The sequence below is a fragment of the Nocardia sp. NPDC052566 genome, from assembly GCF_044547285.1.
GTDB lineage: Bacteria > Actinomycetota > Actinomycetes > Mycobacteriales > Mycobacteriaceae > Nocardia.
Window position 1 is genome coordinate 347,294 of the sequence record NZ_JBIUAF010000003.1, and the last position, 26,490, is coordinate 373,783.

29 protein-coding genes and 1 tRNA gene are annotated in these 26,490 nt (G+C 67.8%); 12 read left to right on the top strand and 18 right to left on the bottom strand.

From position 1 onward, the window contains the following. Positions 1–29: 29 nt before the first annotated feature. Genes ACIG5A_RS15755 through ACIG5A_RS15765 form a run of 3 tightly spaced genes read left to right on the top strand, consistent with a single transcriptional unit; the run spans position 30 to position 2,723 of the window. Positions 30–992 (top strand): AAA family ATPase, encoded by a 963-nt coding sequence (locus tag ACIG5A_RS15755; protein ID WP_397240917.1) that lies wholly within the window; start codon positions 30–32, stop codon positions 990–992. Then, entirely contained in the window at positions 989–2,269 is a 1,281-nt protein-coding gene (locus tag ACIG5A_RS15760; protein ID WP_397240918.1) for a DUF58 domain-containing protein, read from the top strand. Before ACIG5A_RS15755 ends, ACIG5A_RS15760 begins: the two co-directional genes overlap by 4 nt. Positions 2,270–2,273: 4 nt before the next feature. Continuing rightward, entirely contained in the window at positions 2,274–2,723 is a 450-nt protein-coding gene (locus tag ACIG5A_RS15765; protein ID WP_397240919.1) for a hypothetical protein, read from the top strand. Here the strand turns inward: ACIG5A_RS15765 and ACIG5A_RS15770 are convergent. Beyond that, complete coding sequence (locus ACIG5A_RS15770; RefSeq protein WP_397240920.1) at positions 2,720–3,586, bottom strand: MaoC/PaaZ C-terminal domain-containing protein; 867 nt, start codon at positions 3,584–3,586, stop codon at positions 2,720–2,722. The genes ACIG5A_RS15765 and ACIG5A_RS15770 overlap by 4 nt on opposite strands. 66 nt (positions 3,587–3,652) lie before the next feature. After that, positions 3,653–5,359 (bottom strand): 3-oxosteroid 1-dehydrogenase, encoded by a 1,707-nt coding sequence (gene kstD, locus ACIG5A_RS15775; protein ID WP_397241800.1) that lies wholly within the window; start codon positions 5,357–5,359, stop codon positions 3,653–3,655. A 103-nt stretch (positions 5,360–5,462) separates the two neighbouring features. On the opposite strand from kstD, the gene ACIG5A_RS15780 reads away from it, so the two are divergent. The 4 genes from ACIG5A_RS15780 to dmpG are packed head-to-tail and all read left to right on the top strand — an operon-like array spanning position 5,463 to position 9,890. Beyond that, a complete protein-coding gene (locus ACIG5A_RS15780) occupies positions 5,463–7,088 on the top strand; it encodes an FAD-binding protein (protein ID WP_397240921.1) in 1,626 nt (541 codons plus the stop codon). 1 nt (position 7,089) lies between these two features. Then, positions 7,090–7,875 (top strand): 2-keto-4-pentenoate hydratase, encoded by a 786-nt coding sequence (locus tag ACIG5A_RS15785; RefSeq protein WP_397240922.1) that lies wholly within the window; start codon positions 7,090–7,092, stop codon positions 7,873–7,875. Positions 7,876–7,927: 52 nt separating this feature from the next. Further along, a complete protein-coding gene (locus tag ACIG5A_RS15790) occupies positions 7,928–8,839 on the top strand; it encodes an acetaldehyde dehydrogenase (acetylating) (RefSeq protein WP_397240923.1) in 912 nt (303 codons plus the stop codon). A 13-nt stretch (positions 8,840–8,852) separates the two neighbouring features. After that, positions 8,853–9,890, top strand: a complete 1,038-nt coding sequence (dmpG, locus tag ACIG5A_RS15795; protein ID WP_397240924.1) for a 4-hydroxy-2-oxovalerate aldolase — start codon at positions 8,853–8,855, stop codon at positions 9,888–9,890. A 4-nt stretch (positions 9,891–9,894) separates the two neighbouring features. Here dmpG and ACIG5A_RS15800 read toward each other — a convergent pair whose 3' ends face one another. The 4 genes from ACIG5A_RS15800 to ACIG5A_RS15815 are packed head-to-tail and all read right to left on the bottom strand — an operon-like array spanning position 9,895 to position 11,355. Continuing rightward, positions 9,895–10,089: a DUF5615 family PIN-like protein gene (locus ACIG5A_RS15800; RefSeq protein WP_397240925.1), complete on the bottom strand. Its 195-nt coding sequence runs from the start codon at positions 10,087–10,089 to the stop codon at positions 9,895–9,897. Continuing rightward, the gene (locus tag ACIG5A_RS15805) at positions 10,086–10,319 is read right to left on the bottom strand and encodes a DUF433 domain-containing protein (RefSeq protein WP_397240926.1); all 234 of its coding nucleotides are present in this window, start codon (positions 10,317–10,319) and stop codon (positions 10,086–10,088) included. The genes ACIG5A_RS15800 and ACIG5A_RS15805 overlap by 4 nt, the downstream gene beginning before the upstream one ends. 24 nt (positions 10,320–10,343) lie before the next feature. Further along, the gene (locus ACIG5A_RS15810; RefSeq protein ID WP_397240927.1) at positions 10,344–10,604 is read right to left on the bottom strand and encodes a hypothetical protein; all 261 of its coding nucleotides are present in this window, start codon (positions 10,602–10,604) and stop codon (positions 10,344–10,346) included. Between the two features lie 37 nt (positions 10,605–10,641). Next, positions 10,642–11,355, bottom strand: a complete 714-nt coding sequence (locus ACIG5A_RS15815; protein WP_397240928.1) for an NADPH-dependent F420 reductase — start codon at positions 11,353–11,355, stop codon at positions 10,642–10,644. A gap of 197 nt (positions 11,356–11,552) precedes the next feature. On the opposite strand from ACIG5A_RS15815, the gene ACIG5A_RS15820 reads away from it, so the two are divergent. Next, the gene (locus ACIG5A_RS15820) at positions 11,553–12,125 is read left to right on the top strand and encodes a TetR/AcrR family transcriptional regulator (protein WP_397240929.1); all 573 of its coding nucleotides are present in this window, start codon (positions 11,553–11,555) and stop codon (positions 12,123–12,125) included. A 59-nt stretch (positions 12,126–12,184) separates the two neighbouring features. Here the strand turns inward: ACIG5A_RS15820 and hsaB are convergent, their stop codons facing one another. From hsaB to hsaA, 4 genes are read right to left on the bottom strand one after another with little or no spacing between them, the layout of a single operon-like run. Next, entirely contained in the window at positions 12,185–12,760 is a 576-nt protein-coding gene (hsaB, locus tag ACIG5A_RS15825; RefSeq protein ID WP_397240930.1) for a 3-hydroxy-9,10-secoandrosta-1,3,5(10)-triene-9,17-dione monooxygenase reductase subunit, read from the bottom strand. 20 nt (positions 12,761–12,780) lie between these two features. Continuing rightward, complete coding sequence (hsaC, locus tag ACIG5A_RS15830; protein WP_397240931.1) at positions 12,781–13,686, bottom strand: iron-dependent extradiol dioxygenase HsaC; 906 nt, start codon at positions 13,684–13,686, stop codon at positions 12,781–12,783. Beyond that, on the bottom strand, positions 13,686–14,561 hold the full coding sequence (gene hsaD, locus ACIG5A_RS15835) for a 4,5:9,10-diseco-3-hydroxy-5,9,17-trioxoandrosta-1(10),2-diene-4-oate hydrolase (protein ID WP_397240932.1): 876 nt from the start codon (positions 14,559–14,561) through the stop codon (positions 13,686–13,688). Before hsaD ends, hsaC begins: the two co-directional genes overlap by 1 nt. Before the next feature lie 2 nt (positions 14,562–14,563). Next, positions 14,564–15,727 (bottom strand): 3-hydroxy-9,10-secoandrosta-1,3,5(10)-triene-9,17-dione monooxygenase oxygenase subunit, encoded by a 1,164-nt coding sequence (gene hsaA, locus ACIG5A_RS15840; RefSeq protein ID WP_397240933.1) that lies wholly within the window; start codon positions 15,725–15,727, stop codon positions 14,564–14,566. Between the two features lie 198 nt (positions 15,728–15,925). Between hsaA and ACIG5A_RS15845 the strand changes: the two genes are divergently transcribed. Next, positions 15,926–17,140 carry a Rieske 2Fe-2S domain-containing protein gene (locus tag ACIG5A_RS15845; RefSeq protein ID WP_397240934.1) on the top strand — a complete coding sequence of 405 codons (1,215 nt, stop codon included), beginning with the start codon at positions 15,926–15,928 and terminating at the stop codon, positions 17,138–17,140. Next, complete coding sequence (locus ACIG5A_RS15850; RefSeq protein ID WP_397240935.1) at positions 17,140–17,469, top strand: hypothetical protein; 330 nt, start codon at positions 17,140–17,142, stop codon at positions 17,467–17,469. The genes ACIG5A_RS15845 and ACIG5A_RS15850 overlap by 1 nt, the downstream gene beginning before the upstream one ends. Here ACIG5A_RS15850 and ACIG5A_RS15855 read toward each other — a convergent pair whose 3' ends face one another. Then, positions 17,470–17,880, bottom strand: a complete 411-nt coding sequence (locus ACIG5A_RS15855; protein WP_397240936.1) for a cupin domain-containing protein — start codon at positions 17,878–17,880, stop codon at positions 17,470–17,472. It lies immediately after the preceding gene. A 96-nt stretch (positions 17,881–17,976) separates the two neighbouring features. Here ACIG5A_RS15855 and ACIG5A_RS15860 point away from each other — a divergent pair. Together ACIG5A_RS15860 and ACIG5A_RS15865 are read left to right on the top strand one after the other, a co-directional pair. Next, a tRNA-His gene (locus ACIG5A_RS15860) sits at positions 17,977–18,053 on the top strand. A gap of 249 nt (positions 18,054–18,302) precedes the next feature. Beyond that, positions 18,303–19,208 (top strand): phosphotransferase family protein, encoded by a 906-nt coding sequence (locus ACIG5A_RS15865; RefSeq protein ID WP_397241802.1) that lies wholly within the window; start codon positions 18,303–18,305, stop codon positions 19,206–19,208. A 153-nt stretch (positions 19,209–19,361) separates the two neighbouring features. On the opposite strand, the gene ACIG5A_RS15870 is transcribed toward ACIG5A_RS15865, so the two are convergent. The 7 genes from ACIG5A_RS15870 to ACIG5A_RS15900 all read right to left on the bottom strand — a co-directional run bounded on the left by ACIG5A_RS15870 (position 19,362) and on the right by ACIG5A_RS15900 (position 26,455). Further along, positions 19,362–20,114 carry a DUF427 domain-containing protein gene (locus ACIG5A_RS15870; RefSeq protein WP_397240937.1) on the bottom strand — a complete coding sequence of 251 codons (753 nt, stop codon included), beginning with the start codon at positions 20,112–20,114 and terminating at the stop codon, positions 19,362–19,364. Between the two features lie 151 nt (positions 20,115–20,265). Further along, positions 20,266–20,712, bottom strand: a complete 447-nt coding sequence (locus ACIG5A_RS15875; protein WP_397240938.1) for a MarR family winged helix-turn-helix transcriptional regulator — start codon at positions 20,710–20,712, stop codon at positions 20,266–20,268. A gap of 45 nt (positions 20,713–20,757) precedes the next feature. After that, positions 20,758–21,813, bottom strand: coding sequence for an acyl-CoA dehydrogenase family protein (locus ACIG5A_RS15880; protein WP_397240939.1), 1,056 nt, complete (start codon positions 21,811–21,813; stop codon positions 20,758–20,760). Next, the gene (locus tag ACIG5A_RS15885) at positions 21,810–22,841 is read right to left on the bottom strand and encodes an acyl-CoA dehydrogenase family protein (protein WP_397240940.1); all 1,032 of its coding nucleotides are present in this window, start codon (positions 22,839–22,841) and stop codon (positions 21,810–21,812) included. Before ACIG5A_RS15885 ends, ACIG5A_RS15880 begins: the two co-directional genes overlap by 4 nt. Beyond that, positions 22,838–23,980: an acyl-CoA dehydrogenase family protein gene (locus tag ACIG5A_RS15890; protein ID WP_397240941.1), complete on the bottom strand. Its 1,143-nt coding sequence runs from the start codon at positions 23,978–23,980 to the stop codon at positions 22,838–22,840. Before ACIG5A_RS15890 ends, ACIG5A_RS15885 begins: the two co-directional genes overlap by 4 nt. Continuing rightward, complete coding sequence (locus tag ACIG5A_RS15895) at positions 23,981–24,901, bottom strand: enoyl-CoA hydratase (RefSeq protein WP_397240942.1); 921 nt, start codon at positions 24,899–24,901, stop codon at positions 23,981–23,983. Then, complete coding sequence (locus ACIG5A_RS15900) at positions 24,902–26,455, bottom strand: FadD3 family acyl-CoA ligase (protein WP_397240943.1); 1,554 nt, start codon at positions 26,453–26,455, stop codon at positions 24,902–24,904. It lies immediately after the preceding gene. Between the last annotated feature and the right edge of the window lie 35 nt (positions 26,456–26,490).

Here is a 26,490-nt window from a genome sequence, read left to right on the forward strand (position 1 = left end):
AATGGGTTGAGACAGGTGCGAATACACAGATGACCATGCCGATGGATGCGACCATTCAGCGCAGCGAGGCCGTACTCAGGGAACTGTCCCGGGTGGTGGTCGGCAAGCGCGACGAGATGCAATTGATCATGATCGCGGTGCTGTCCGGCGGTCACGTGCTTATCGAGGATCTACCCGGCCTCGGTAAGACGCTGATCGCCAGGTCGTTCGCCGCCGCGCTGGGCCTGCAATTCACCAGGGTCCAGTTCACCCCGGACCTACTGCCCGCCGACCTGCTCGGCTCGACCATCTACGACATGTCGTCCGGCCGCTTCACTTTCCGGCGCGGCCCGGTGTTCACCAATGTGCTGCTCGCCGACGAGGTGAACCGCACGCCGCCCAAGACCCAGGCCGCCCTGCTCGAGGCGATGGCGGAGGGGCAGGTCAGCATCGACGGCGAAACCTATCCGCTGCCAGAACCTTTCATCGTGCTCGCCACCGACAACCCGATCGAGTACGAGGGCACCTATCCGCTGCCGGAGGCCCAGCTCGACCGGTTCGCGATGCAGCTGCGGCTCGGCTATCTGTCCGAACATGATGAGACGCAGATGATCCGGCGCAGGCTGGAGCGCGGTGCGCAGCAGCCGCAGGTCGGTCAGGTGGTCGACGCGAACGGGCTGCTGGAGATGCGGCAGTCCGTCGAATTCGTCACGGTGCATCCCGACGTGGTCAGTTACGTCGTCGCCCTTGCCTCGGCGACCCGCGGCCATCCGCAGGTCGAGGTGGGGGCGAGCCCGCGCGCGGAACTGGATCTGGTGCAGATGGCGCGGGCACGCGCGCTGCTGCTCGGCCGCGACTACGTGATCCCCGAAGACGTGAAGGCGCTCGCGGTTCCGGCGATGGCGCATCGGATCACCCTGCGCCCGGAGATGTGGGTGCGCCGGATCCGCGGCGAGGACGTGATCACCGAACTGCTGCGCCGCCTGCCCGTACCGCGCGCGACCCCGACATGAGGCACCGCGACGCCAGCGCCACCGTCGAGGCCGAATTGCGCTGGCGCCCCGCACCACTGGTGTACATGCTCGCGGTGTGCGCGGCCGCGGCGCTCGCGGTCGCGGTATTGCTCGGCCGCTGGCAGCTCGTCGTCTTCGCGGCGCCGCTGCTCGGCGTGCTCGCCACCGCACCGTGGCAGCAGTCCCGCACCCGCATCCAGGTCGACGGCGCAGGCACACTGCGGTGTTTCGAGACCGAGGAGGTGGTGCTGACCGTCGCCGCGTTCGTGGAGTCCGGGCACGCGCTGCTGCGCTGCACACCGGGCAAGACGACGGGCCTCGGCGTGGAGATCGAGGAGTCCAGCGATTCCGGAGTCGCGCCCGCGGGCCTGCGGCTCGCACTGTCGACGGATCGGTGGGGCCGGTACCCCGTGGCCGTGCGCGTCTCCGCGCTGAGCCCGGCGGGTCTCGCGGTGGCGACCGCGACGCTGCCCGCGGGCCAGCTCTACGTCTACCCGATCACCGACCCGCAGCGAATGCGCTTGCCGCGCATCGAACTTCCCGAGCGCCTCGGCACACATCTGACCCGCAAGCACGGGCCGGGCGTCGAGTACGCCGACATTCGCGCCTACGCACCGGGCGATCAGCTGCGCATCATCAACTGGCCGGTCAGCGCGCGGCGCGGAAGGCTGTACGTCACCGAACGATTGACCAATCGGTCCGCGGATGTCGTTGTGCTCGTCGACACCTCACAGCAGGCGCCGGGGCCCGCCACCGACTCGCTGGAGCTGTCGGTGCGCGGCGCCGCGCAGGTGGTGCAGTCGACGCTGCAGGCGGGGGATCGCACCGCGGTGGTCTGCCTCGGGCAGGCGCCGCGCTGGCTGCGCCCTGATATCGGCCGCCGCCAGTTCTACCGCATCGTCGACACCGTGCTCGGGGTCGGCGAGGAACATATCGAGACCACCGGCACGCTGGCGCCGTACGCCGCGGTGCCGCCCGGCGCGATCGTCATCGCCTTCTCCACCCTGCTCGACACCCAGTTCGCGCTCGCGCTGATCGATCTGCGCAAGCGCGGTCACGTGGTCGTGGTGGTGGATGTGCTGCGCGGCACGCCGTTTCGCGATCACCTCGACCCGACGCTGGCCAAGATGTGGCAGCTGGAGCGCGCCTCGATGTACCGCGATATGGGCACCGTCGGCGTCGACATCATCGCCTGGCCCGAGGACACCCGCCTGGATCAGGCGATGCGGCTGGTTCCCGAGCGCAGGCGCACCGTCCGGGTACGCAGGTCGAGGTGATGTCGTGACACGATTTCTCGCGGTCCTGTCCGGTGTGCTGCTCGTCGGCGCGGTGACCCTGCTGGAGCCCTGGCTCGGCATCCCCGCCATGGTCCTGGTCGCCGTCGGCTGGTTCTTCCGGCTGTCGGCGGTCGCCGCGGTGCTGCTCGCCATCGGCGTGCTCGCCTCGGTGGACGCCGACGTATTACACGCCGCCGCAGCGGGTTTGGTGGCCACCACCTACCTGCTCAACACCGCGACCGTCACCGCGCCGTCCGGCGTCGTGCCGACCACCATCCCGTCGGTGCTCGGCGCGCTGTTGTTCACCGGCGCCGCCGTATCCGCCGCGCTGCTGCCGATCCGGCTCGCCTGGGCGCCCGCGTTCGCACCGTTCGTGGTGATCGCGTTGTACGTCTTGCTTATTCAGGACCTGTCCCGCCGCCGCAACGGCGGCGAGACGGCCGAAAACGCCTAAACGGGCAGGAAGCGAAGTGCGACGTCGGCGAGGACGGGAGCGTCGTCGCGCTCGACGGCCGTCGCGGCGATGACGAGTTCGTCCGCCTCGCGCCAGATCCGGGTGCGGATGGTCTCGCCCGGGTAGAGCACGCCCGCGAAACGCGCACGGAATCCGGCCACCCTGGTGGCGTCGGCGTCGAGCGCGACATCGGTGGCGGTCTTGCAGACGATGCCGTAGGTGCACAGGCCGTGCAGGATCGGGTTGGGGAAGCCCGCGCCGCGGGCGAATTCGGGATCCGAATGCAGCGGGTTGCGGTCGCCACACATCCGGTACAGCAGCGCCTGCTGCGGCAGCGTCGCCGTCGTCACGTCGAAATCCGGTGCGCGATCGGGCAGTTCGAACTTGGTGCTCGGCCCGCGCTCGCCACCGAAACCGCCCTCGCCCTTGGCGAAGATGGACGAGCGCGCGGTCCACAGCGGCGCGCCGTCGGAACCGGTGACGGCCTGCTCCTGCACGATCACCGCCGCCGAGCCCTTGTCCCAGATCTCGCTGATGCGCCCAGTGCTCGTCGCTTTGCCCGCGGCCGGGATCGGCCGGTGCACCCGCACCTCCTGGAAGCCGTGCACCACCTTCGCCAGGTCGATGTCGATGCCGGGGAAGCGAACTCGCGGCGGTTCGGTGTCGTGCAGCGTCGCCGCGACGGTGGCGAACGTCGGCAGCACCTGTGGCGCCCGATCGTCGAGATAGCGCAGCTCGGCCGGATCGGTCCAGCGGGTGCCCGCGCCGAGGCCGAGCTGATATAGCTGCACATCGGAGGGTGTCCAGCTGAACTCCCGGCTCGGAAGTTCCGCTCCGAGTGCGATTTTCGGATCGATGGGCATCGGTTCTCCTCTGTGGGGGCGGCAGGATCGATCCTGCGGCCGATCGCGTCCGCGGGCAAGCCCGCATCAGGCTTGGGCGGCGCGTTTCTTCGCGGCGATATCGAGCACGGCGAGATACCCGAAGGTGATCGCGGGACCGATGGTCGCGCCGGGGCCCGCGTAGGTGTGGCCCATCACCGGAGTCGCGCTGTTGCCCGAGGCGTACAGACCATCGATCACGCTGCCGTCGGCGCGCAGCACCCGGCCCGCGGTATCCGCGACCAGGCCACCCTTGGTGCCGAGGTCACCCGGCACGATCTCGGCCGCATAGAACGGGCCTTGCACCAGCGCCGCGAGGCACGGGTTGGGCTGCACGGTCGGGTCACCGTAGTACCGGTCGTAGTGGCTGTTGCCGCGGCCGAAATCCTCGTCCTTACCGGTCTCGGCGAACTTGTTGAACCGCTCGACGGTCGCGCCGAGCTGATCCGCGGGCACGCCGATCTTGGTGGCGAGTTCGGTGAGGGTATCCGCCTTGACGATGCGCTCGTTTTCCATCCAGCGGGACGGAAACCGCTGACCGGGCTGTAGTCCCGCGAAGATGTAGCGGTTGCGGTAGCGCTGGTCGAACACCAGCCAGGCCGGAATGTTCTCGCCGGGGCCATCGCCCTGGCCGTATTCGCCGCCGTACATGGTGTGCACAGCCTCGACGTAGGGAGCCGATTCATTACCGAATCGCTTGCCGTCGGCGTTGACCATGATGGTGCCGGGGAGGTTGCGCTCGGCCAGCGCGAACCACGGCCTGCCGCCCTTGAAAATGGTCGGTCCCCACCAGGCGTCCTCCATGAAACCGACATCGCCGCCCACCGCGATACCGGCCAGGATGCCGTCGCCGGTATTGGCCGCCGCGCCGGTGGTCCACTCGGTGGTGATGGGCTGGCGCTGGTATTTGGCGCGCATCTCGGCATTGTGCTCGAAACCGCCGCTGCCGAGGACGACGCCGTAGCGCGCGGTGAAGGTCACCGGTGTGCCGTCGCGCAGCGCCTCCACGCCGGTGACCACGCCGTTCTCCACGATCAGCTTGGTCATCGGTGTTTCCAGCAGCACAGGCACCTTAGCGTCCATCAGGCCCTTGCGCATGGCGGCGATGATGGCCTGACCCATGCCGAGGATGTGCTTGCCGGTCCACTTGGCCAGGTAGGTGCGCGCGCCGACCCGCATGGCGCGCATGATGCCCTTCGGATGGCGGCGGATCAGGTTGAGCCGGACGAAATCGGCCTGCATGACAACGACATTCAGCGGCGCCTTGGCGTACGGCGGCTCCAGTTTGAACCGTTCGTCGCCGAGCACCTTGGCGTTGAACGGCGCGGGCTCGCACGAACGGCCCTGGCCGAGGCCGCCGGGCGCCTCCGGGTAGTAGTCGGAGTAGCCGGGCACCCACTTCATCTTCAGCGGGCTGTGCTCGAGCACGAAGTCGAAGGCCTCGGCGCCGCGGTCGATGTAGGTGTCGATCCGGTCCTTGGGCACCACGTCGCCGATGATGCTGTGCAGGTAGGTGCGGGCGGCCTCGCGATCGTCGGGGCGGCCAGCGGCCTTCAGCGCCTTGTTGCCCGGTATCCACACCCCGCCGCCGGACCGTGCGGTCGACCCGCCGTAGTGCGCGGCCTTCTCGATGATCACCGCGCTCAGCCCGTGGTGGGCCGCGGTGAGGGCAGCGGTCATACCGGCGGCGCCGCTGCCGACCACCACCACGTCGTAGCTGTGTGGTTCATTAACCGGATCACTCATGTAGAACACGTTATAGAATGATGCCGCCATTGGTCTATGTTGTGTGGCAGAGGACTTGCTCGGCATTTCGACGGCCAAGAAAACTTGTTTCAGTTTCAGACGGAGTTAGCACATGGGGTTCGATTGGGACCTGGTCGCCGACGTAGTCGTCGTCGGCTTCGGCGCCGCGGGCGCCGCCGCGGCGCTGGAGGCCGCCACCGGCGGGGCGCAGGTGCTCGCGCTCGACCGGTTCACCGGCGGCGGCGCCTCCGCGCTGTCCGGCGGCATCATCTACGCGGGTGGCGGCACCTCGGTGCAGCGCGAGGCCGGTGTCGCGGATACACCCGAGGCGATGCTCGCCTATCTGGAGCGCGAGGTCGGCGACGCGGTGACGCCGGATACGCTGCGCCGATTCGTCGACGAGAGCCCGGCGATGATCGAGTGGCTGAAGGGCAACGGCGTGCCGTTCGAGGCGTCGCTGTGCCCGTACAAGACGTCGTATCCGAACGACAGCTACTACCTGTACTACTCGGGCAGTGAGATCTCCGGTGCGTTCCGCGATATACCGGCCGCGCAGCGCGGGCACCGGGTGAAGGGCAAAGGCACCTCAGGCAAGCGGCTCACCGGACCGCTCGCGGCCTCGGCGTCGCGGCTGGGTGTGCGGGTGGAGATGCTCACGCGCGCAACGAAATTACTCCTCGACGACACCGGATCGGTGATCGGCGTCGAATGCCGGACCCTGCGCGACGCACCGGGTCGCGTGCGGGATCGCTACACCAGGATGGCGAAGATCGCCGCCAAACCCGGCATCTACTATCCGCCGCTGCGGCATGCCCTCGAAAAGCGGCTGGACGCACTGGATCGCCGCTACAGCACCGTGATTCGCGTGCTCGCCCGCCGCGGTGTGGTGGTGAGTGCGGGCGGGTTCATCGCCAACCGCGCGATGGTGCGCGAATACGCGCCGGAGTATCGGGGCGGGCTCGCGCTCGGCACCACGGGCGACGACGGCAGCGGCATCGTGATGGCGCGCGCGGCCGGTGCGGCCACCGACCGGATGGGCAATGTCTCGGCCTGGCGATTCCTGTTGCCGCCGAGCGCTTTCACCGGCGCGGTGCTCGTCGACAAGGCGGGCGCACGGGTCATCGACGAGACCCGCTACGGCGCGGCGGTGGGGCATGCGCTGATCACCGAGCACGGCGGCAACGGCTGGCTGCTCGCCGACGACGGGCTGATGCGCACCGCGATCGGCCAGATCGGCAAGCAGGGCGCGTGGTTCCAGCGCGGGCAGTTCGAGGCCATGCGGCGCACCGCGATTCGCGGCGCGACGCTGGAAGAGGTTGCCGCGAAAGCCGGTATCGACGCGGCGGGCCTGCGCGCCACCGTCGAGGCGCACAACGCCGCCATCGACAGCGGCGCCCCCGATCCGGTCGGCAAGCCGTCCGAGTTCACCAAACCGGTGTGTACCGGGCCTTTCTGGTTGTTGGATGTGGGTATCAAGCCAAGCCTGACCAATCCGTGCCCGATGCTCACCCTCGGCGGCGTCCTCGTCGACGAGCACACCGGTGCGGTGAAATCGGCTGCGGGAAAGGATATTCCGGGCCTGTACGCGGCGGGCCGCACAGCGGTGGGGATCTGCTCGGAGTCCTACGTCAGCGGGCTCTCGCTGGCCGACTGCGTTTTCTCCGGGCGAAGGGCGGGCCGGTCCGCCGCGGGCGCATCGGCGCCCGCGCTCGATCAAGCAACAGTGGAAGGAAATTAGCGTGCTGTCCGACGCGGTACGAACCGAACTGGCCGACGAACTCGAACGCGCCGAACGCGACCGGGTGCCCATCGATCCGCTGGTCAGCCGGTTCCCGGAGATCGACGTGGTCGATGCCTACGAGATCCAGCTGCTCAACATCCGGCGCAGGCTCGATACGGGGGCACGGGTGGTCGGCCACAAGGTCGGCCTGTCCTCCAAGGCGATGCAGCAGATGATGGGCGTCGACGAGCCGGACTACGGGCATCTGCTCGCGGAAATGGAAGTCTACGAGGACGTTCCGGTCGAAGCGGGCCGCTACCTGTTCCCCAGGGTCGAGGTGGAGGTCGGGTTCGTGCTCGGCGCCGACCTGCCGGGCGCGGACTGCACCGAGGCCGACGTGCTCGCGGCGACGGTCGCCTACGCGCCCGCCATCGAGCTCATCGACTCCAGGATCAAGGACTGGAAGATCGGGTTGTGCGACACCATCTCCGACAACGCCTCGTCCGCGGGCTACGTGCTCGGTCCGGAGCGAGTCGCGCCGAAGGATATCGACATCAAGGCGATCGACGCGGTGCTCACCCGCAACGGCGAGGTGGTGGCCGAGGGCCGCAGCGACGCCGTACTCGGTGATCCGGTGATCGCCGTCGCCTGGCTCGCGCGCAAGGTCGCGAGCTTCGGTGTGCGGCTGCGGGCGGGCGACGTCGTGCTTCCCGGGTCGTGCACCCGCGCCATCGACGCCCGCCCTGGCGATGCGTTCCATGCCGAGTTCGCCGGACTCGGTTCTGTCCGTTTGCAATTCGGCTGAGTCCACCCACCCCCGCCGGCTTCGCCGGCTACCGTCCCCCAAGGAGGCTGTCGTGTCCGAAAACGGCACCGTCACCGCCGCGATCGTCGGGTCCGGCAATATCAGCACCGATCTGCTGTACAAACTGCTGCGCTCCAGCACGGTGGAACCGCGCTGGATGATCGGCATCGACCCGGAGAGCGAGGGGTTGAAGCGGGCGCGCGGGCTCGGCCTGCAGACCTCGGCCGACGGGGTCGACTGGCTGCTCGCGCAATCCGAACTGCCCGATCTGGTCTTCGAGGCCACCTCGGCGTATGTGCATCGCGCCGCGGCGCCGCGCTATGCCGAGGCAGGCATCCGCGCGGTCGACCTCACGCCCGCCGCCGTCGGCCCGGCCGTGGTGCCGCCGGTGAACCTCGGGGCCAACCTCGACGCGCCGAACGTCAACATGATCACCTGTGGCGGCCAGGCCACCATTCCGATCGTGGCCGCGGTCTCCCGGGTGGTTCCGGTGGCCTACGCGGAGATCGTCGCCTCGGTGTCGTCGGTCTCCGCCGGACCGGGTACCCGCGCCAATATCGACGAGTTCACCAAGACCACCAGTCGCGGCGTGGAGACCATCGGCGGCGCCCAGCGCGGCAAGGCGATCATCATCCTGAACCCGGCCGAACCGCCGATGATCATGCGCGACACCATCTTCTGTGCCATTCCGGAGGACGCCGACACCGACGCGATCGCGGAGTCCATCCACCGCATGGTCGCCGATATCCAGCAGTACGTACCGGGCTACCGCCTGCTCAACGAGCCGCAGTTCGACGAGCCGTCGGTGGTATCCGGTGGTATGGCGAAGGTTTCGGTGTTCGTCGAGGTCGAAGGCGCCGGTGACTTCCTGCCGCCCTACGCGGGCAACCTCGACATCATGACCGCCGCGGCCACGCAGGTCGGCGAGGTCATGGCCAAGCAGATTCTCTCGGCCCGGGTGTGAAGGAGCTTCGATCATGACCTATTCAGCAGAACTCGACATCCGCGTCACCGATACCTCGCTGCGCGACGGATCCCATCACAAGCGCCACCAGTTCACCGCCACCGAGGTCCGTGACATCGTCGCGGCGCTCGACGGCGCCGGCGTTCCGGTCATCGAGGTGACCCACGGCGACGGTCTCGGCGGCTCCTCGTTCAACTACGGTTTCTCGAAAACCCCTGAGCAGGAACTGATCACGATCGCCGCGGAGACGGCGAAGCAGGCCAAGATCGCGGTGCTGATGCTGCCCGGCGTCGGCGTCAAGGAAGACATCAAGATCTCCCAGGACAACGGTGCGTCGATCTGCCGCATCGCCACCCACTGCACCGAGGCCGATGTCTCCATCCAGCACTTCGGCCTGGCGCGCGATCTCGGCTTGGAAACCGTCGGCTTCCTGATGATGTCGCACACTCAGCCGCCGGAGGCGCTGGCCAAGCAGGCCCGCATCATGGCCGACGCGGGCTGCCAGTGCGTCTACGTCGTCGATTCCGCGGGCGCCCTTGTGCTGGACCAGGTTACGGACCGGGTCGCCGCGCTGGTCGCCGAACTCGGCGCCGACGCGCAGGTCGGCTTCCACGGCCACGAGAACCTCGACCTGGCCGTCGCCAACTCCATCTACGCCATCCGCGCGGGCGCCACCCAAATCGACGGCAGCGCACGCCGGTTCGGCGCCGGCGCGGGCAACACCCCCGTCGAGGCCCTGGTCGGCGTCTGCGACAAGCTCGATATCAGAACCGGCATCGACTTTTTCGCCATCGCCGACGCCGCCGAAGACGTGGTCCGCCCCGCCATGCCCCAGGAATGCCTCCTCGACCGCCAATCCCTCATGATGGGTTACGCGGGCGTCTACTCCAGCTTCCTCAAGCACGCCGAACGCCAAGCCGAACGCTACGGCGTCTCCGCCGCCGAAATGCTCGTCCGCGCAGGCCGGCGCAAACTCGTCGGCGGCCAAGAAGACCAGCTCATCGACATCGCCCTGGAACTCCAGCGCGAAAAGTCCACCGTCCTAGCTTGATTGATCAGTCGGGGTCGCGATCGGTATGCCCAACCAGCCGATCGCGCCCCAGTTCCACCACCGAGCACGTCGAGAACAACTCGACGATATCGTCCAGATGCCCGAGTTCGAGTTCGGATGTGTGCACGGCGTCGTGGCCAGCAGAGTTCAGGAACGTCGCAAGTCGGCGAGGCAACAGCGCGTCGACCAGAAACCTCACGCAGCATCGAACGGGATCGTGGTCCTTTGTGCGGTCACGACGGCAGCGTACTCGAGCACCGCCAGGATGTCCTCGTGTTCGAGGTCCGGATAGTCATCAAGGATCTCCTCGATGCTCATCCCACCGGCGAGCAGCTCCAAGAGCATCTCGACGGGATACCGCAGCCCCCTGACCACCGGTTTCCCGTGGCAGATGTCTGGGTCTGAAGTGATTCGACCGAGTCGAGACATAGACACACTGTAACTGCTGTGGGTCTAAGCCTGGGCGTAGCAGGCTTCGGGGGTTTCGGTGGGGGTGGCGGTGATGATGGAGTCGAGGGTGTCGCGGGCGGTGAGCAGGCGGGTTATCGCTTCGGTGAGGCGGGTGCGTTCGCGGTTCAGGTCGGGGAGCATGCCGACGCAGGCCGGGGCCAGGGTGGTGCCGTTATCGATCATGCAGGGGAGCAGTTCGGCGATGGTCGCGGTGTTGAGGCCCGCCGCGAGCAGGTTCGGTCCGGCACAGCTGTCGGGTGGCACTTCGCGGTGATGTGCCACCCGACGCCGAAAGCCTGGGTCAGCGGACGACTTTGAGGCCGAAGCGGCGGTCGCCGCCGAGGGCGAAGCCGATGGCGGAATGCAGGTGGGAGTACATCTCCTGGCCGCGGGCCGAGACGAGGGGGCCCAGATCGAGTATGTCGGTCCAGCCGTAGGACTTCAGCAGGTCGACCACGGCGGCCTTGGCTTCCGGATCGTTGCCGGAGATGGGCATGGTGTGGTCGCCGCCGTTGAAATCGCCGGGGGAGACGACGGTTGCCTGCTCCTGAGTGCAGAAGGCCTTGACCACGTGGGTATTCGGCAGGGCGCGCTGGATCTGCTCGCCGAGGCTGTCGCTGTCCAGTACGGCGAAGGTCGGCATCGAACCCCACGGCGTCGGCCACGGGTGCGGGCCGGACACACCGTAATTGAACGGAATGCCGTAGTCCACCAGCACTTTTCCGGTCAGCTGCTCCTTGATGCCGCTGAGTGCGTTGACCGCGCTCGCTCCGTCGATACCGCTGATGACCAGCCGGTCGGCCGCGGCGGCCGCGGCGCCGAAGCTCAGCAGGGCGATGCCGGGGTGCGCGGCGAGCCATTCGGACATCGGTGGGTTGCCCATCATGTCGGGCTCGGTCCTGGCCAGTGTGGTCGCCGGGTCGCGGGTGCCGACCACGACCTCGTGGCCGAGTTCGGACAGTTTGGCGGCGTGCAGACGGCCGCCTTCGCCGGTGCCGAGAACTGTGATCTTCATGTAGTACTCCCTTCGTCGCGACTCGGGGTAGTCGGGGTTCGCGCCATCCTGCGTGGCGCCCACAGACGCGGAGCTTGCTAGGTACATTTGTACCTTACAGGTAGCCGAACATTTGCGGAAGAGGTGTGAGTCGCATTGGGTACATTTGTACCCTAGGGCTACGACAAGTGTCCTGAGCGGCGGTGATGGGAGTTGATGTGGCCGATCGGCCTGGCGGAGGTAAGCACCGCACCCGGCGCTACGACCCGCAGCGCAGCATGCGAATCGCGGAGGCCGCGGTGCGCGTCATCGGCGAGCGCGGGGTGGAGGGGCTTACCCATCGCGCCGTCGCGGCGGAGGGTGACGTCCCGATCGCGGGCACGACCTACCACTACCGGAGCAAGGAAGATCTACTGCTGGCCGCGCTGGAGATCTCGGTCGCCGAATACGAGGCGATCATGGCCGCGATACCGGTGGATCATCCGGATCTCGTCGTCGCCGACGTCATCGAGATGACGGCCGACGCGCTCCTCGACTGCTTCACCGCTCAGCGCGCCAGAACCACGGTCCAGCTGGAGCTGTACGTCGCGGCCATCCGGCGCCCCGCGCTGCGCCCGGTCGCCGACCGCTTCACCGCCGCCACCCGGGGTCTGTACGCCCGCTACACCGACCCAGAAACCGCGGAATTGCTCGCGGATCTGGCCCAGGGGCTCACCCTGCGCGGTATGGCCAGCATGAATCCGCCCACCCGAGAACAGATCCGGGCGCTACTCACTCGGTGCCTGCCCTAGCGGGTACCTGCCGTTGGCGGTTCTCGATCCGCTGAGGCCATGTCTCGCGCGCTTGCGCCCTACAACCAGGTATCGAGCGTGGTCGTGGTGAGGAAGTGCTCCAAGTCGGCACGCCAAGGCGCCGGAACCGTCTTGTCGGGCTCGATGGCGGTGTACTGCCCGCGGTAGAACAGCAGCGGCCTGCCCGAGGCCGTCGACTCCGACAGCGCCTTGACCCGCCCGATGACGATGTAGTGATCACCGCCGTCGACGACGCTGTCCACCGTGCATTCGATGGTGGCCAGCGCGTCGTCGAGCACCGGCAGATCCAGAGCGGAAGTGTGCCAGGTGGTTTCGGCGAACTTGTCGGGCTCGCGAGAACCGAACCTGGCGCACAGCTGCTGCTGTTCCTCGGCGAGTACGTTCACGCAGAACCGCCCCGCCTGCTCGATCGCCGCCCATGACCGCGAGGTCTTGGTCGGGCAGAACAGCACGAGGGGCGGCTCCAGGGACAGGGCGGCGAACGACTGGCAGGCGAAGCCGATCGGTGCGTGCTCGCCGTCGAAGGTGGTGATCACCGTGATGCCGGTGCAGAATTGCCCGAGCACATTACGGAAGGCCCGCGGATCGATCTCCGGGGTCTGCTCCACTGTCATCGTTGCGCCCACCCTGTCGATCACTGCCGCTGCTGGCCGATGGTGAAGTCGTGACCCCACAGGCTCACCGCGGTGGATTCCCGGGCGATCCAGTCGTGATCGTCGACTTCCAGTCCCTCGCACCCGAATTCGACGTCGAATCCGCCGGGGGTCTTCATGTAGAAGGACAGCATCTTGTCGTTCACATGCCGCCCGAGGCTGGCCGACATGCGTACCTTCTTGCGCAGCGCGCGATCGAGGGCGAGCCCGACGTCGTCGGCGTTCTCCACCTCGAGCATCAGGTGCACGATGCCGCTCGGCGTCGGCATGGGCAGGAAGGCCAGCGAGTGGTGGCGCGGGTTGCAGCCGAAGAAGCGCAGCCAGGCCGGTTCACCGTCGGCGGGACGGCCGACCATCTGCGGTGGCAGTCGCATCGAGTCGCGCAGCCGGAAGCCGAGCACGTCGCGGTAGAAGGTCAGCGCCGCCGCATCGTCGGAGGTGCTGAGCACCACGTGGCCGAGACCCTGCTCCTCCGTGACGAACCGATGCCCGTACGGGGTGACCAGGCGCCGATGTTCCAGCGCCACACCGTGAAACGCCTCGAGCGTATTGCCGGACGGGTCCTCGAAGGAGATCAGCTCGTCGACCCTGCGGTCGGCCTTCTCCTGCGCGGTGCCCTCCTTGAACGGCACGCCCGCCGCCGACAGCCGGTCCCGGATGTCCTGCAGCTCACCGGCATTGGCGGTCTCCCAGCCGGAAACCTGCAAGCGGTCCTGCTCGCCCGGCACGATGACCAGCCGCGCGGGGAACTCGTCCATGCGCAGATACAGGGCATCGGGAATGGTTCCCTTGCCCTCGACCATGCCGAGCACCTTGAGGCCGTATTCGCGCCAGGCCGCCATATCGGTGGCCTCGATGCGCAGATAGCCCAGTGATCGAATCCCCATTACTTCCCCTTGGTTGCCAGGAAATCGATGGCGAGCCGGTTGAATTCGTCGAACCGCTCCAGCTGCGCCCAGTGTCCGCAGCCGCCGAAGACGTGCAGCTGCACCCGTGGAATCATCTTCGTCGCCACGATGGCGCCGTCGAGCGGGTTCACCCGATCCTCGCGGCCCCAGATGAGCAGGACCGGCTGACGCAGCTTGAACGCGTCGCGCCAGATCATGCCCTTCTCGAAATCCGCGCCTGCGAACGACTTTCCCATCGCGCGGGTGGCCGCAAGCGCCTCCGGTGTACTCGCCGAGGCGAAACGCTCGTCGATCAGCTCCTCGGTGATCAGCGACTGATCGAAGACCATGATCCGCAGGAACGCTTCCAGATTCGCCCTGGTCGGCTCGGCGTTGAACTTCGCGAGATGTTTGACGCCCTCGGTCGGATCGGGTGCGAAGACGTTGACGCTCAACCCGCCCGGCCCCATCAGAATCAGCTTGCCCGCACGGTCCGGGTAGTCGAGCGCGAAGCGCACCGCGGCGCCGCCGCCGAGCGAATTGCCCAGCAGGTGAACGCGTTCGGTGATCTGGAGATGGTCGAGCAGATCCTTCAGCGCCGACGAGCTGTGCACGAAGTACTGCGGGTGGTCGACCGGCTTGTCCGACAACCCGAAGCCCGGCTGATCCACCGCGAGCACGTGAAAGTTCTGCGCCAGCACCGGAATATTGCGGGCGAAGTTCGACCAGGACGAGGCGCCGGGTCCGCCGCCGTGCAGCAGTACGATCGTCGGCCCGTTGCCGACGCCCGCCTCGTGATAGTGCAGCTTCAGGTCCGGTCGCACCTGTGCGTAGTGCGAGGTGGACTCGAAGGTCAGTTCCACAGTCGAGGTCATGGCTACACCATCGCGTCCGCGACCGGCAGGCCGAATTCGTTGGTGCCGTAGATCAGGTAGGCGCGCTCGGGATCGTTGGCCGCGTGCACCCGGCCCGCGTGCGCGTCGCGCCAGAACCGCTGCAGCGGAGTGCCGTTCGCCAGCGCGGTGGCGCCCGAGCTCTCGAACAGCTTGTCGATCGATGCGATCGCGCGGCCGGTGGCCCGCACCTGGTCGCGGCGGGCACGGGCCCGCAGGTCGAACGGCACCTCTTCGCCGGCGACGAGCAGCGCGTACTCGTCGGCGACGTTGCCGGACAGCTGCCGCCACGCGGCGTCGATATCGCTGGACGCCTCCGCGATCCGCACCTTGGCGAACGGATCGTCCTTGGCCTTCTCGCCCGCGAAGGCCGCGCGGATCCGCTTGCCCTGATGTTCGACGTGCGCGGCGTAGGCGCCGTACGCCATGCCGACGATCGGGGCGGAAATGGTGGTGGGATGGATGGTGCCCCATGGCATTCTGTACACCGGATCGGTGTTCTGTTCCAGGCCGGGCGATTTCATCTCGCTCATCGCGCGGAAGCTGAGGAACCGGTGCGACGGCACGAAGACGTCCTCCACCACAACGGTATTGGAGCCGGTGCCGCGCAGGCCGACCACATTCCACACATCGTCGATGCGGTAGTCGGTGCGCGGGATCAGGAACGAGCCGAAGTCGACCGGCTTGCCGTCCTTGATCACCGGACCGCCGAGCACCGCCCAGGTCGCGTGGTCGCAGCCGGACGACCAGGCCCACGCGCCGCGCACGATATAGCCGCCGTCGACCACGGTGCCCGCACCCATCGGCGCGTACGACGAGGAGATCCTGACCTCGGTGTCTTCGCCCCAAACGTCCTGCTGTGCTTGCTGATCGAACAGCGCGAGGTGCCAGTTGTGCACGCCGACGATGCCGGCAACCCAGCCGGTGGAGCCGCACGCGCTGGCGATCTTGCGGACGGTGTCGTAGAAGACCACCGGATCCGCGGCGAGCCCGCCCCACTGCTTGGGTTGCAGCAGCCGGAAGAAGCCCGTCTCCTGTAGCGCCTTCATGCTCTCGTCGGGGATGCGCCGCAGGTCCTCGGCCTCCTGCGCGCGCTCGCGCAAGGTCGGCAACAGCGCGTCGACCCGTTCGGTCACTTCTCGAGTCATTTCCGGACCTGCTCCCGCCTGGTCGATTGATAACCGGTACTCATTTGCCCTTGAGACTAGAACAGGTTCCTACTTTCTGTCGAGAACCGACGTCATCGGCACATCATGCGCGGACATGTGCAGGATGTGGGGCCAATCGCTGGCGTGACACGCGACATTTTTGTAACGTGTTCTAGTACAGAAGGAGGAGGAATCGCGATGGCAGTTACCCCACACGGGGGCAGTGCGAAAGTCCGGGAGCTAGACGTCGGTACCGCACCATCCCGATATGCGCGGGGATGGCATTGCCTCGGTTTGGCCAAGTCGTTCCGTGACGGGAAGCCGCACGCCCGTGAGGTATTCGGCACCAAGCTCGTCATCTGGGCCGACAGCGACGATCAATTGCGCGTCCTCGACGGCTACTGCAGGCATATGGGTGGCGACCTGACCATGGGTGAGGTCAAGAACGGCGATATCGCCTGCCCGTTCCACGACTGGCGCTGGTCCGGCAGCACCGGAAAATGCACGGCGATCCCGTATGGGCGGCGCGTGCCACCGCTGGCGCGGACCAGGAAGTGGACCACGCTGGAGCGCAACGGTCAGCTGTTCGTGTGGCACGACGTCGAAGGCAGCCAGCCGCCGCCGGAGGTCACCATTCCGCATATCACAGGCCCGTACACCGACGCGGACGGCAATCCGAGCGAGCAGCTCGACAGCGGGTGGACCGACTGGACCTGGAACTCGCTGTTGATCGAGGGCGCGAACTGCCGCGAAATCATCGACAACGTGGTCGACATGGCGCACTTCTTCTACATCCACTTCGCGTTCCCGACCTACTTCAAGAACGTCTTCGAGGGGCATATCGCCACTCAGTTCCTGGAGACCAAGGGCCGCCCCGATATCGGCATGGCCTCCAAGTACGGCGGCGACACCCTGCTGAAGTCGGAGGCGTCCTACTTCGGGCCGTCCTACATGATCAACCCGCTGATCAACATCTACAGCGGGTACGAGGTCAAGAGCGTCCTGATCAACTGCCACTACCCGGTGTCGCAGGATTCCTTTGTCCTGCAATGGGGTGTCACGCTGGAGAAGCCGACGGGCGTCGAGGGGGAGATGGCCGATCGGCTCGCCGCGAAGATGACCGAAGGCATCGGCGTCGGCTTCCTGCAGGACGTGGAGATCTGGAAGCACAAGTCCAAGGTCGAGAACCCGCTGCTCTGCGAGGAGGACGGCCCGGTCTACCAGCTGCGCCGCTGGTACGACCAGTTCTATGTGGACGCGGCCGACGTCACCGAGAAGATGACCCAGCGCTTCGAGTTCGAGGTGGACACCACCAAGGCGAACGAGGCGTGGGAGGCCGAGGTCGCGGAGAACCTGCGGCGCAAGCGGGAAGCCGACGAGGCGGCCGCGGCGGAAGCGGAGGCCGGAGTCTGATGGCGACCTGGGCCAAAGCGCCGGACTTCGCCGACCAGCCCGCGCGGCGCGCGGCGGTGCTGGCCCAGACCGTGGTCGACAAACAGCGGTATCTGGAGGAGGGCATGACACCGCTGCGGTGTCATGCCTGCCGCAGTGAGGTGCTGGTGCGCAAGAGCAGTGCGCACCAGACATCGGTGCAGTGGACCGGCGATCCTGCGGCCCACTGCCCGGTGTTCGCCAAGCTCAGTGCCGAGGGTTACGGCCCTGGTCGCCACGAGTCGTGCCCGGACTTGGACAAGACCATCAAGTGGGCCGTCGACGAGGGCGTACTCGAAATTCCGGAGTAGTCAGTCCATCCGGAAATCGGCGAAATCGAAGCCGGGCGAGACGAGGCAGGAGACCAGCGCGTACTCCTCGCCGGCAGGCCAGGCCGCCTGGCTGACACCGCCCGGCACCACCGCCTGCGGCACCTGACCGTGCTCGACATCGGGCCCGAGGACGATCTCCTCGCCCCCGATGTCGAGCACGAGTGGCCCGCCCCGATGCCAGAGCCACAGCTCGTCGGACCGCACCGTATGCGGCGCGGACCGCTCACCGGGCAGCAGCAGAAAGTAGATCGCGGTCGCGCTCACCCGTGGCCCTTCATAGCCATCCGGCTTGAATTCCACCGCACTGCGCCATGTTTCGCGATACCAGCCGCCCTCGGGATGCGGCGACAGATCAAGCGCGGCGGCCAGCGCCGGTCGAGTATCGGTCATACCCCGACTATGCCCCATCTATGGGCCGCACGTGTCGTGGCGAAAATGAGGAGACTGCGCGCAACCGGCTGCGCTACCGTCGCCACCAGGAACATGGTGGGTGTAGCTCAGTCGGTTAGAGCGTCTGGTTGTGATCCAGAAGGTCGCGGGTTCGAATCCGGTCACTCACCCCAACGCCCGCTCGGCGGTGCTCACGAGCACCGCCGATTCACTCGACAGGACCGGGCACCGCGGGCTGTCGAGTGGGTAGCCCGGACGCCGGGCTGTAGTCGCATGCTCGAGCAGTAACGTCGAGCGCAGTCGAATGGCCGTGCGACACGCCGTATCTGGGGGCCATTTGACTGCGCTCGACGGATCGCGAGCGGACCTCGCGGTGGCTCGAGACGGTAGAAGGGCGAAAGAGGGACTCTGTGCGTGGCGATTTGCTCGAGTGGCACCGTGACCTGCTGACGGCCTTGTTGCCCGGCGAGTCGGTATCCGGGCTCCAGGTGCGTGAAGGACAGTTCCATGGCGTGGTGCTGGGAGCGACCATCGTGGTGTGTTTCGCGCGTACCGAGTCGGCGGCCGCGCGGCTGCCCGAACGGGCCGCGACCTTGCATGCGTTGCGCAAGTTCGATCTGGGTGTGGCGGTGCCGGAGCTGCTGGGTGCTGGGGTCGATGATGGTGTGCCCTATCTCGTGCTCACCCGTATTCCCGGTGCGCCTATCGAGCCTGAGGTGCTGGCGGATCCGGATATGGAACACGTTGTGCGGCACTGTCATCAGCTGCTGACGAGGCTGGCGGCCGCCGCGGTTGACCCGTCGGTGAGTGGTGGTTCGCCATGTGCGGCTACTGACCGACGGTCCGTGTCGGCGGCCGATCCGGCGGCCGGCGGAGTGTTGTCCCGTACTCCCGCCGACCACTGGTCCGTCTTCGCGGCCGACGTACGCGCGGAGCTGTATCCGCTGATGACCGACTCCGGTACCCGGCGCGCCGAACGAGAGCTCACCGCCGTCGAATCCCTGTCCCATCGGATCACCGCCGTCATCCACGGTGACCTCGGCGGCGAGAACCTGCTGTGGGAAACGGTCGACGGCCTTCCGGTGCTGCGCGGCGTAATCGACTGGGACGCAGCGTCTCTCGGCGACCCTGCCGAAGACTACGCCGCTCTCGGCGCAACCTACGGCCCTGGCTTCCTCCAACGACTGCTCCACCTCTCCGCCGATGCCAACGCCCTCGCCACCCGGATCACCACCATCCAAGGCACTTTCGCCCTCCAACAAGCCCTCGCCGCCCACCGCGACGGCGACGCCGCCGAACTCGACGACGGCCTGATGAACTACCGCTGACCAACCGCGCGCGGCCATCTCAACCGCCTACGCCGCATCCAAAAGCCCGGTGAGGTGATCAAAGTCCGTCGAGCGCAGTCGAATGGCCCCGTGACACGCCGCAGGCAGGGGCCATTCGACTGCGCTCGGCGAACTAGACGGACCTGATAGCGGTCAGCTGAAGTGGGTGCGGGGGCGGTCCTGGAGGACGCCGTCGAGGTAGATGTCGACCTTTTCGTTGTAGAAGCAGGCGAGGCCGGTGATCTTCTGGCTCTCGGGGAGGGGAGTGCGGTAGATCCAGACGAAGTCGGGGTATTCGTTGTCGCCCACGCGGACGGTCCAGTAGTCGGCGGTGCCCTTGTAGGGGCAGCTGGAGTGGGTGTCCGACGGCTGGAGCAGGTCCATGCGAATGTCGGTGAGCGGCAGGTAATAGCGTGCGGGAAGACCGGTTTCGAACAGGATGCGCGGGGAGCGCGAGTCGGCGACGGTGACGCCGTCGATCTCCACGCGCACGTGACGGGAGCTGGCCAGGATATCGACGCGGGTGTACGGGTCGCGCGGGTGGACGTAGATCGGCTCGTCTTCTTCGAACCATTCGTCCATCGCCGCGAAATCCAGCCGGACGAGCTCGTTCAGCTCCGGCAGCGGGGAATCGAGGTATCGCAGCGCGCCACCCTCGGCCGTGATGCCGTCGATGACCACGTCGTAGACGGTCGCGTCGCCGCGGCTCGGCGAGCGCTTGGTTGCGCCGCTCGGCTCGAGCTTCGCGCGCACATCGTCCGCCGGAATGTAGAAGGTGGGGTAGTACGGGAACTCCCATACCAGCGCGGCCCGAGTCGTATCGGCCACCAGATGCCCACCGAGGTAGGCGCGCACCCGCTTGTGACTCGTCTCGATGCGCACGCGCCCCCGTTGCGATTCGGTCATGACCGCGCCTCGCTGACGTTCGGCTCCGGCATTTCCGCAGCTCGGGCTGCGTTGTTGATTCGCTCGGTCATACCGTCCCACCGTACTCCGCGTGCGGTGTACCGCACCCGGATCGAATGGCCGCGCGGTCGCAGTGCGGCCCCGCCGATTATTACTGCGGCCCCGCCGATTTCAGCGCTTCGAGCAGTTCGGCGAGCTCCGCGTGGATCCGGTCGAGCCGCTCGGCGTCGAAGCCGGTCAGGCGCGAGGCGATGGCCGCGCCGTAGGTGACGCGGGCCGCGCTCAGTCGTGCTCGGCCCGCGGGGGTCAGCTCGACGACGACGGCGCGGGAGTCCGAGGCGTCCCTGCGCCTGCTCGCGTAGCCGTCGGCGACCAGCTTGCCGATGAGGTTCGTGGCGGCGGGCTGGGAGCAGCGGTCGACGCGGGCGAATTCGCTGACCCGCAGCGCGCCGTGTTCGTCGAGTACCGCGAGCGCGCGCATGACGGCGCGCGGCAGGTCGTCGCCGCCCATCACCCCGGCCAGCCGGGTCAGTCTGGCCGCGGTGACGAGGAGGTTGACCACGCTGTCGTCGATTGATGTCACCTGGCTCTGTTGCACCAGGCTAACTTTACATAAGCTAACTATTTGGCGACCGTCGGCCGCTCAGCTACTCGCGACCTTCGGTCGTGCCGGCGCCCCGAACAGCTGAGCATCGCCGTGCGCTCGCTTGAAGAACAGGTGCGCGTCGTGCTCCCAGGTGATGGCGATGCCGCCGTGCAGCTGGACGGTCTCGGCGACGATGCTGGTCAGCGCCGCCGAGCAGTGCACACGGGCCACCCAGACGTCCTCGGCCGCCGACGGGCTGCGCTCGGCCACCGCGGTGGCCGCCGCGATCGATGCGGACTTCGCCGACTCCAGCAGCACATACATATCGGCCATGCGGTGCTTGAGCGCCTGGAAGCTCCCGATCGCCCGGCCGAACTGCACCCGGGACTTGGTGTACTCGACCGTCATTTCCAGGCACTGCTGCGCCGCCCCGACCTGCTCGGCGGCCACTGCGGCCCAAGCGATTTCCCGCAGGGCGGTGATGACGCCGGCGGGATCGCCCGCACCGAGCCTGCGCGCGGGGGTCGCGGCGAAGCCGATCTCGGCCAGCCTGCGGCTCGGATCCATCGTCGGCACGACCCGCCTGGTCACGCCGTCGGCGGACGGCGAGACCTCGTAGAGCCCCGACGACGTCACCACGATGAGCGTGTCCGCATTGTCGCCGTCCAGCACGTAATGCGCAGTGCCGGTGAGTGTCTCCCCATCGGCCAGCACGCCGGGTGCGTCCCAGCCGTCCGCTCCCGCCCAGCACACCGCCAATGTCCGTGTGCCCTCGGCGACTTCGGGCAGCAGCCGGGCCGCGGCCTCCTCGTCGCCGGACAGCAGCACCGCCTGCGCACCGAGTACGGCGGACCCGAGCATGGGCACCGCGGCCAGCGTGCGCCCGAGTTCCCCGACCACGAGCAGCGATTCGACCAGGCTCGCGCCGATCCCGCCGTACTCCTCCGGAATGGCGAGTGCCGCGACGCCGATCTGCTCGCACAGCAGCTTCCACAGCGTCTGGTCGTAGCCGAGCTCGCTGTCCATCCCCGCGCGAACCGCCTCGCGCCCAGCGTGTTTGGCGAGCAGTGCGCGGACCGACTTGACGAATTCGAGGTGTTCGGCGCTGGTCATGCGGTGCCTCGCAGTGAGCGGTCGCGCACGGCCTCGTCGCGCAGCGAACGGGCGATCCTGGCCCGATGCAGATCCGGTGTGCCCCAGGCCGAACGCAGCGCGGTGACCTTGGTCAGCCAGAGCGACAGGTCGTATTCGGCGGTGTAACCGATCGCACCGTGCACCTGCAATGCCGCGCGAGCGGCCAGGTACGCGGCGTCACCGCAGGCGACCACCGCGGCGGATACGTCACGGCTTCTGGTGGATTCGCCCATGGTCAGGGCCGCGCGATGCAGCAGTGGTTCGGCCAGATCGAGCCCGATCAGCACGTCGGCGAGCTTCTGCTTCACGGCCTGGAATTCGCCGATCGGCTTGCCGAATTGCTTGCGCTGCTTGGCGTATTCGGTGGCGGCGGCCAGCAGCGCGCGCCCGGCGCCGAGCAGCTGGGCCGCGCAGGCCAGCGCGCCGGTGTCGAAGGCGGCGGCGATGGCGGCCGGTACCTGATCGCCCTCGGCGACAACCTCGTCCGGCGCCACCGCGAACAGCCGCCGCGCCGGATCGACCGAGCGGATCAGCCCGGTGTGGTGCGCGGTGGACAGCCGATTGCCCTGGGCGATCAGCACCACCTCGGCGGTATCGGCGTCGAGCGCGACGGTGTCGCGATCCGGCGTCGCGAAGGCGATCGTGCCGAGCGCGTCGCCGTCCGCGAAACCGGGCAGCCAGCGCCTGGCCCCGCTGTTGTCCGGAAGTGCTTGCAGCAGTGCGGGAATCGCGGCCGCCGTCTCCACGATCGGGCCCGGCGCCGCGGCGCGGCCCAGTTCGACGAACGCGACGACCAGGTCGATCGGTTCCGCGCCGAGCCCGCCGTACTTCTCCTCGATGATCAGCCCGGTCACACCGGCGCCGGCTGCCTGCCGCAGCAGTGCGCGGCCCGGTCGCGGATCGCCCGCACCCCAGGCGCGCACGGCGGCGGGGGTGTGGCCGGCGTCGAGCAGTTTGCGCACGCTGGCGCCGAAGTCGGCGTGCTCCGGGGAAAGCGCGAACCTCATCGGCTGGCTCCTCTGGGTAGTCCGAGCAGCCGCTCGGCGATGATGTTGCGCTGAATCTCGTTGGTACCCGCGTAGATAGGGCCGGACAGTGCGAACAGGTAGCCGTCGGTCCACGGCCCGGACCGTTCGGCGCCACCGCCGAGCACCTCGAGCGCGGTCTCGTGCATGGCGATATCGAGCTCGGACCAGAACACCTTGGTGATCGACGATTCCGCGCCGAGCTTGCCGCCCTCGTTCAGCCTGGTCACCGTGCCGAAGGTGTGCAGACGGTAGGCCTCGCTGCCGATCCACGCGTCCACCACCGCGTCGCGCTGCGCGGTGTTGGTCCGGTCACCGGTGGCGAGCCACAGATCGATCAGCCGCTGCGCGGTGGCGCTGAACCGGCCTGGACTGCGCAGCGAGAGGCCGCGCTCGTTGCTGGAGGTGCTCATGGCGACTCGCCAGCCGTCTCCGGGTTCGCCGATCACATCGCGGTCGGGGACGAAGACGTCGTCCAGGAAGATCTCCGCGAAGCCGGGCTCGCCGTCCAACTGCGGAATCGGCCGTACCGAAACACCATCCGCGGACAGCGGGAACATCACGTAGGTGAGACCCCGGTGCCGTTCCGCCTCCGGATCGCTGCGGAACAGCCCGAAGGCCCAGTCCGCGAACGACGCTCGCGAACTCCAGGTCTTCTGCCCGCTGAGCAGCCAGCCGCCGTTGGTGCGCCGCGCGGTGGAGCGAATTCCGGCGAGATCGCTACCGGCCTCGGGTTCGGACCAGGCCTGCGCCCAGATATCGTCGCCGCGCGCCATCCTCGGCATGATCCGGTCGAGCTGCTCGGGCGTGCCGTGCTCGAAAAGCGTCGGCGCGAGCAGGAAGATGCCGTTCTGGCTGACCCGGCCCGGCGCGCCCGCCGCGTAGTACTCCTGCTCGAACAGCACCCATTCCAGCAGCGAGGCGTCCCGGCCGCCGTACTCCTGCGGCCAGGAGACCACGGAAAGCCTTGCGTCGGCGAGGGTTCGCTCCCATTCGCGATGCGCTTCGAATCCCGTTCTGGTGTCCATCGATGGCAATGGGCGGGCCGGTGTGTGCGCGGCGAGGAATTCGCGGACTTCACGCTGGAATTCCTGGGTCGCCTGGTCGAGATCCAGATCCACTTACGTCGTTCCGTTCTGCTCGGTCCCCACGGGTGCGCTCGCGGTGGCCTTCATGGTTTTGGCGTTCATGCCGCCGAGCGAGTCGGCGCCGACCTCGGCGTTGTGCGCGTGCGCGAAGTGGTGCAGGCCGAAGACGGAATCCATGCCGGAGCGCATCCCCATGAGGTCCTCGGCCTGGTTCACCGCCTTCTTCGTCAGCGCGAGACCGAATCGCGGCATGGTGGCGATCTTTTCGGCGAGGGCGAGCGTTTCGGTTTCGAGTTCGTCGCGCGGGACGACCCGGTTGACCATGCCCCATTCCTTGGCCTGCGCCGCACCGAACCGGTCACCGGTGAACAGGAACTCCTTCGCCGCGCGCGGTCCCATCACCCACGGATGCGCGAAGTACTCGACACCGGGAATACCCATCCGGACAACGGGATCGGAGAAGAACGCGTCGTCCGAGGCGATGATCAGATCGCACACCCAGGCCAGCATGAGCCCACCGGCGATACACGCGCCCTGCACCATGGCGATGGTCGGCTTGGGGATCTCGCGCCAGCGGCGGCACATGCCGAGGTACACCTCGAGCTCGCGGGCGAAGCGCTGATCGCCGCCGACCTTGTCCACATGGTCCCACCACAGCGCTGCCTTGTTCGGGTAGCGCACGTGATGATCGCGCCCCGGCGTGCCGATATCGTGCCCGGCACTGAAGTGTTTCCCGTTGCCCGCCAATACGATCACGCCGACCTCGGGATCCTCGACGGCGCGCTCGAAGGCCGCGTCCAGCGCATAGGTCATCACCGAGTTCTGCGCGTTGCGGTAGTCGGGCCGATTCAAGGTGACGATGGCGATCCGGCCGCGCCGCTCATAGGTGACGACATCCGGCCCCTGTTCCTCCCGCCCCACCGCCCCGACGGAAATACCGGCCCCGTCTGACATCTACTTCTCCTCACGTAGTTGACGCTTGAGCACTTTCCCCGCGGCGCTGTAGGGCAGCTGATCGCGGAATTCGACGAAGCGCGGCACCTTGAAGTTCGCCAGCACCGTTGTGGCATGGGCGAGTACCTGGTCCTCGGTGAGTTCCGCGTCCGGCTTGCGCACCACGTAGGCCTTGCCGACCTCGCCCATCCTGGTGTCGGGCACGCCGATCACCGCGGATTCCGCGACGCCGTCGAGGCGGGCGAGCGCCTGCTCCACCTCGGCCGGATACACGTTGAAGCCGCCGGAGATGTACATGTCCTTGAGCCGGTCGGTGATCTTCAAATATCCGCGTTCGTCGAGCGTGCCGATATCGCCGGTGTGCAGCCAGCCGTCCGCATCGATGGTCTCCGCGGTGCTTTCGGGATCGTCGAGATAGCCGAGCATGACGTTCGGCCCGCGCAGCAGCACCTCGCCCGCCTCGCTCAACCGCAGCTCGAAACCGGCGATCGGCCTGCCACAGGTGTTCGCGATGGTCGCCGCGTCGTCGTCGGCGCGGCACATGGTGCCGAAGCCCGCGGCCTCGGACAGGCCGTAACCGGTGATGACGACGGCGAATTCGAGTTCCGCGCGCATCCGCTCGACCAGCACCACCGGCACGGTCGCCGCACCGGTGACCGCGACCCGCAAAGTGCGCAAATCGAATCGGTCGCGCTCGGGGTAGTCGAGGATCGTCTGATAGATGGTCGGCGGGCCGGGCAGCACGGTGATCTGCTCCGTGCTCACCAGCCGCATGGTGGCGGGCACGTCGAACACCGCCTGCGGCACGAGCGCGGCGCCGGTGACCAGGCACGCGAGAATGCCCGCCTTGTAACCGAAGTTGTGGAAGAACGGGCTCACCACCAGGTACCGATCGGCCTGGGTGAGCGTGGTGCATTCGGCCCAGGCCCGCACCACCGACAGCGCCTGCCGGTGCGCGACCAGCGTGCCCTTGCTGCGCCCGGTGGTGCCGGAGGTGAACAGGATGTCGGAAATATCCTCGGGGTCAACCGATTCGGCGCGCTTGCGCGCCTCGTCGGCGCTCACCGTCTCCGCGATGCCTGCCAGCTGTGCCCAATTCAGCACGTGCGCATCGACGTCGACCGAGGTCTCCGGTTCGACCGGGATGACAACTACCGTCTCGATCACCAGATCCGGTGCGGCCGCGCGCAGTTCGGCGAGGCGGTCGCGGCCGAGGAAGGTGCCCGCGATGAACAGCGCCTTCGCGTCCACCCTGGCCAGCACGTCGGCCGCCTCGTCGGCGACGTAGCGGGTGTTCAACGGCACCAGCGCCGCGCCGCAGTAGTGCGCGGCCAGCGCGGCGACCACCCAGTGGTGGGTGTTGGGCGCCCACATGGCCACCCGGTCGCCCGCGTGCACGCCGCGCGCGATGAGCGCCCGCGCCACCTCCTGGACCGCCGCGAGCAGCTGCGTCCAGTCGAGCCGGACCGCGCCGTCGGCGACGGCGGGTGCCGTGGCGTACGCACGCGCGGCGTCGTGCAGTGCCATCGGTGTCGTTTGAGCAGGGGTTGTCACGGTTGTCCTCACCGTCCGTGCTGGCGGCTGAGCCA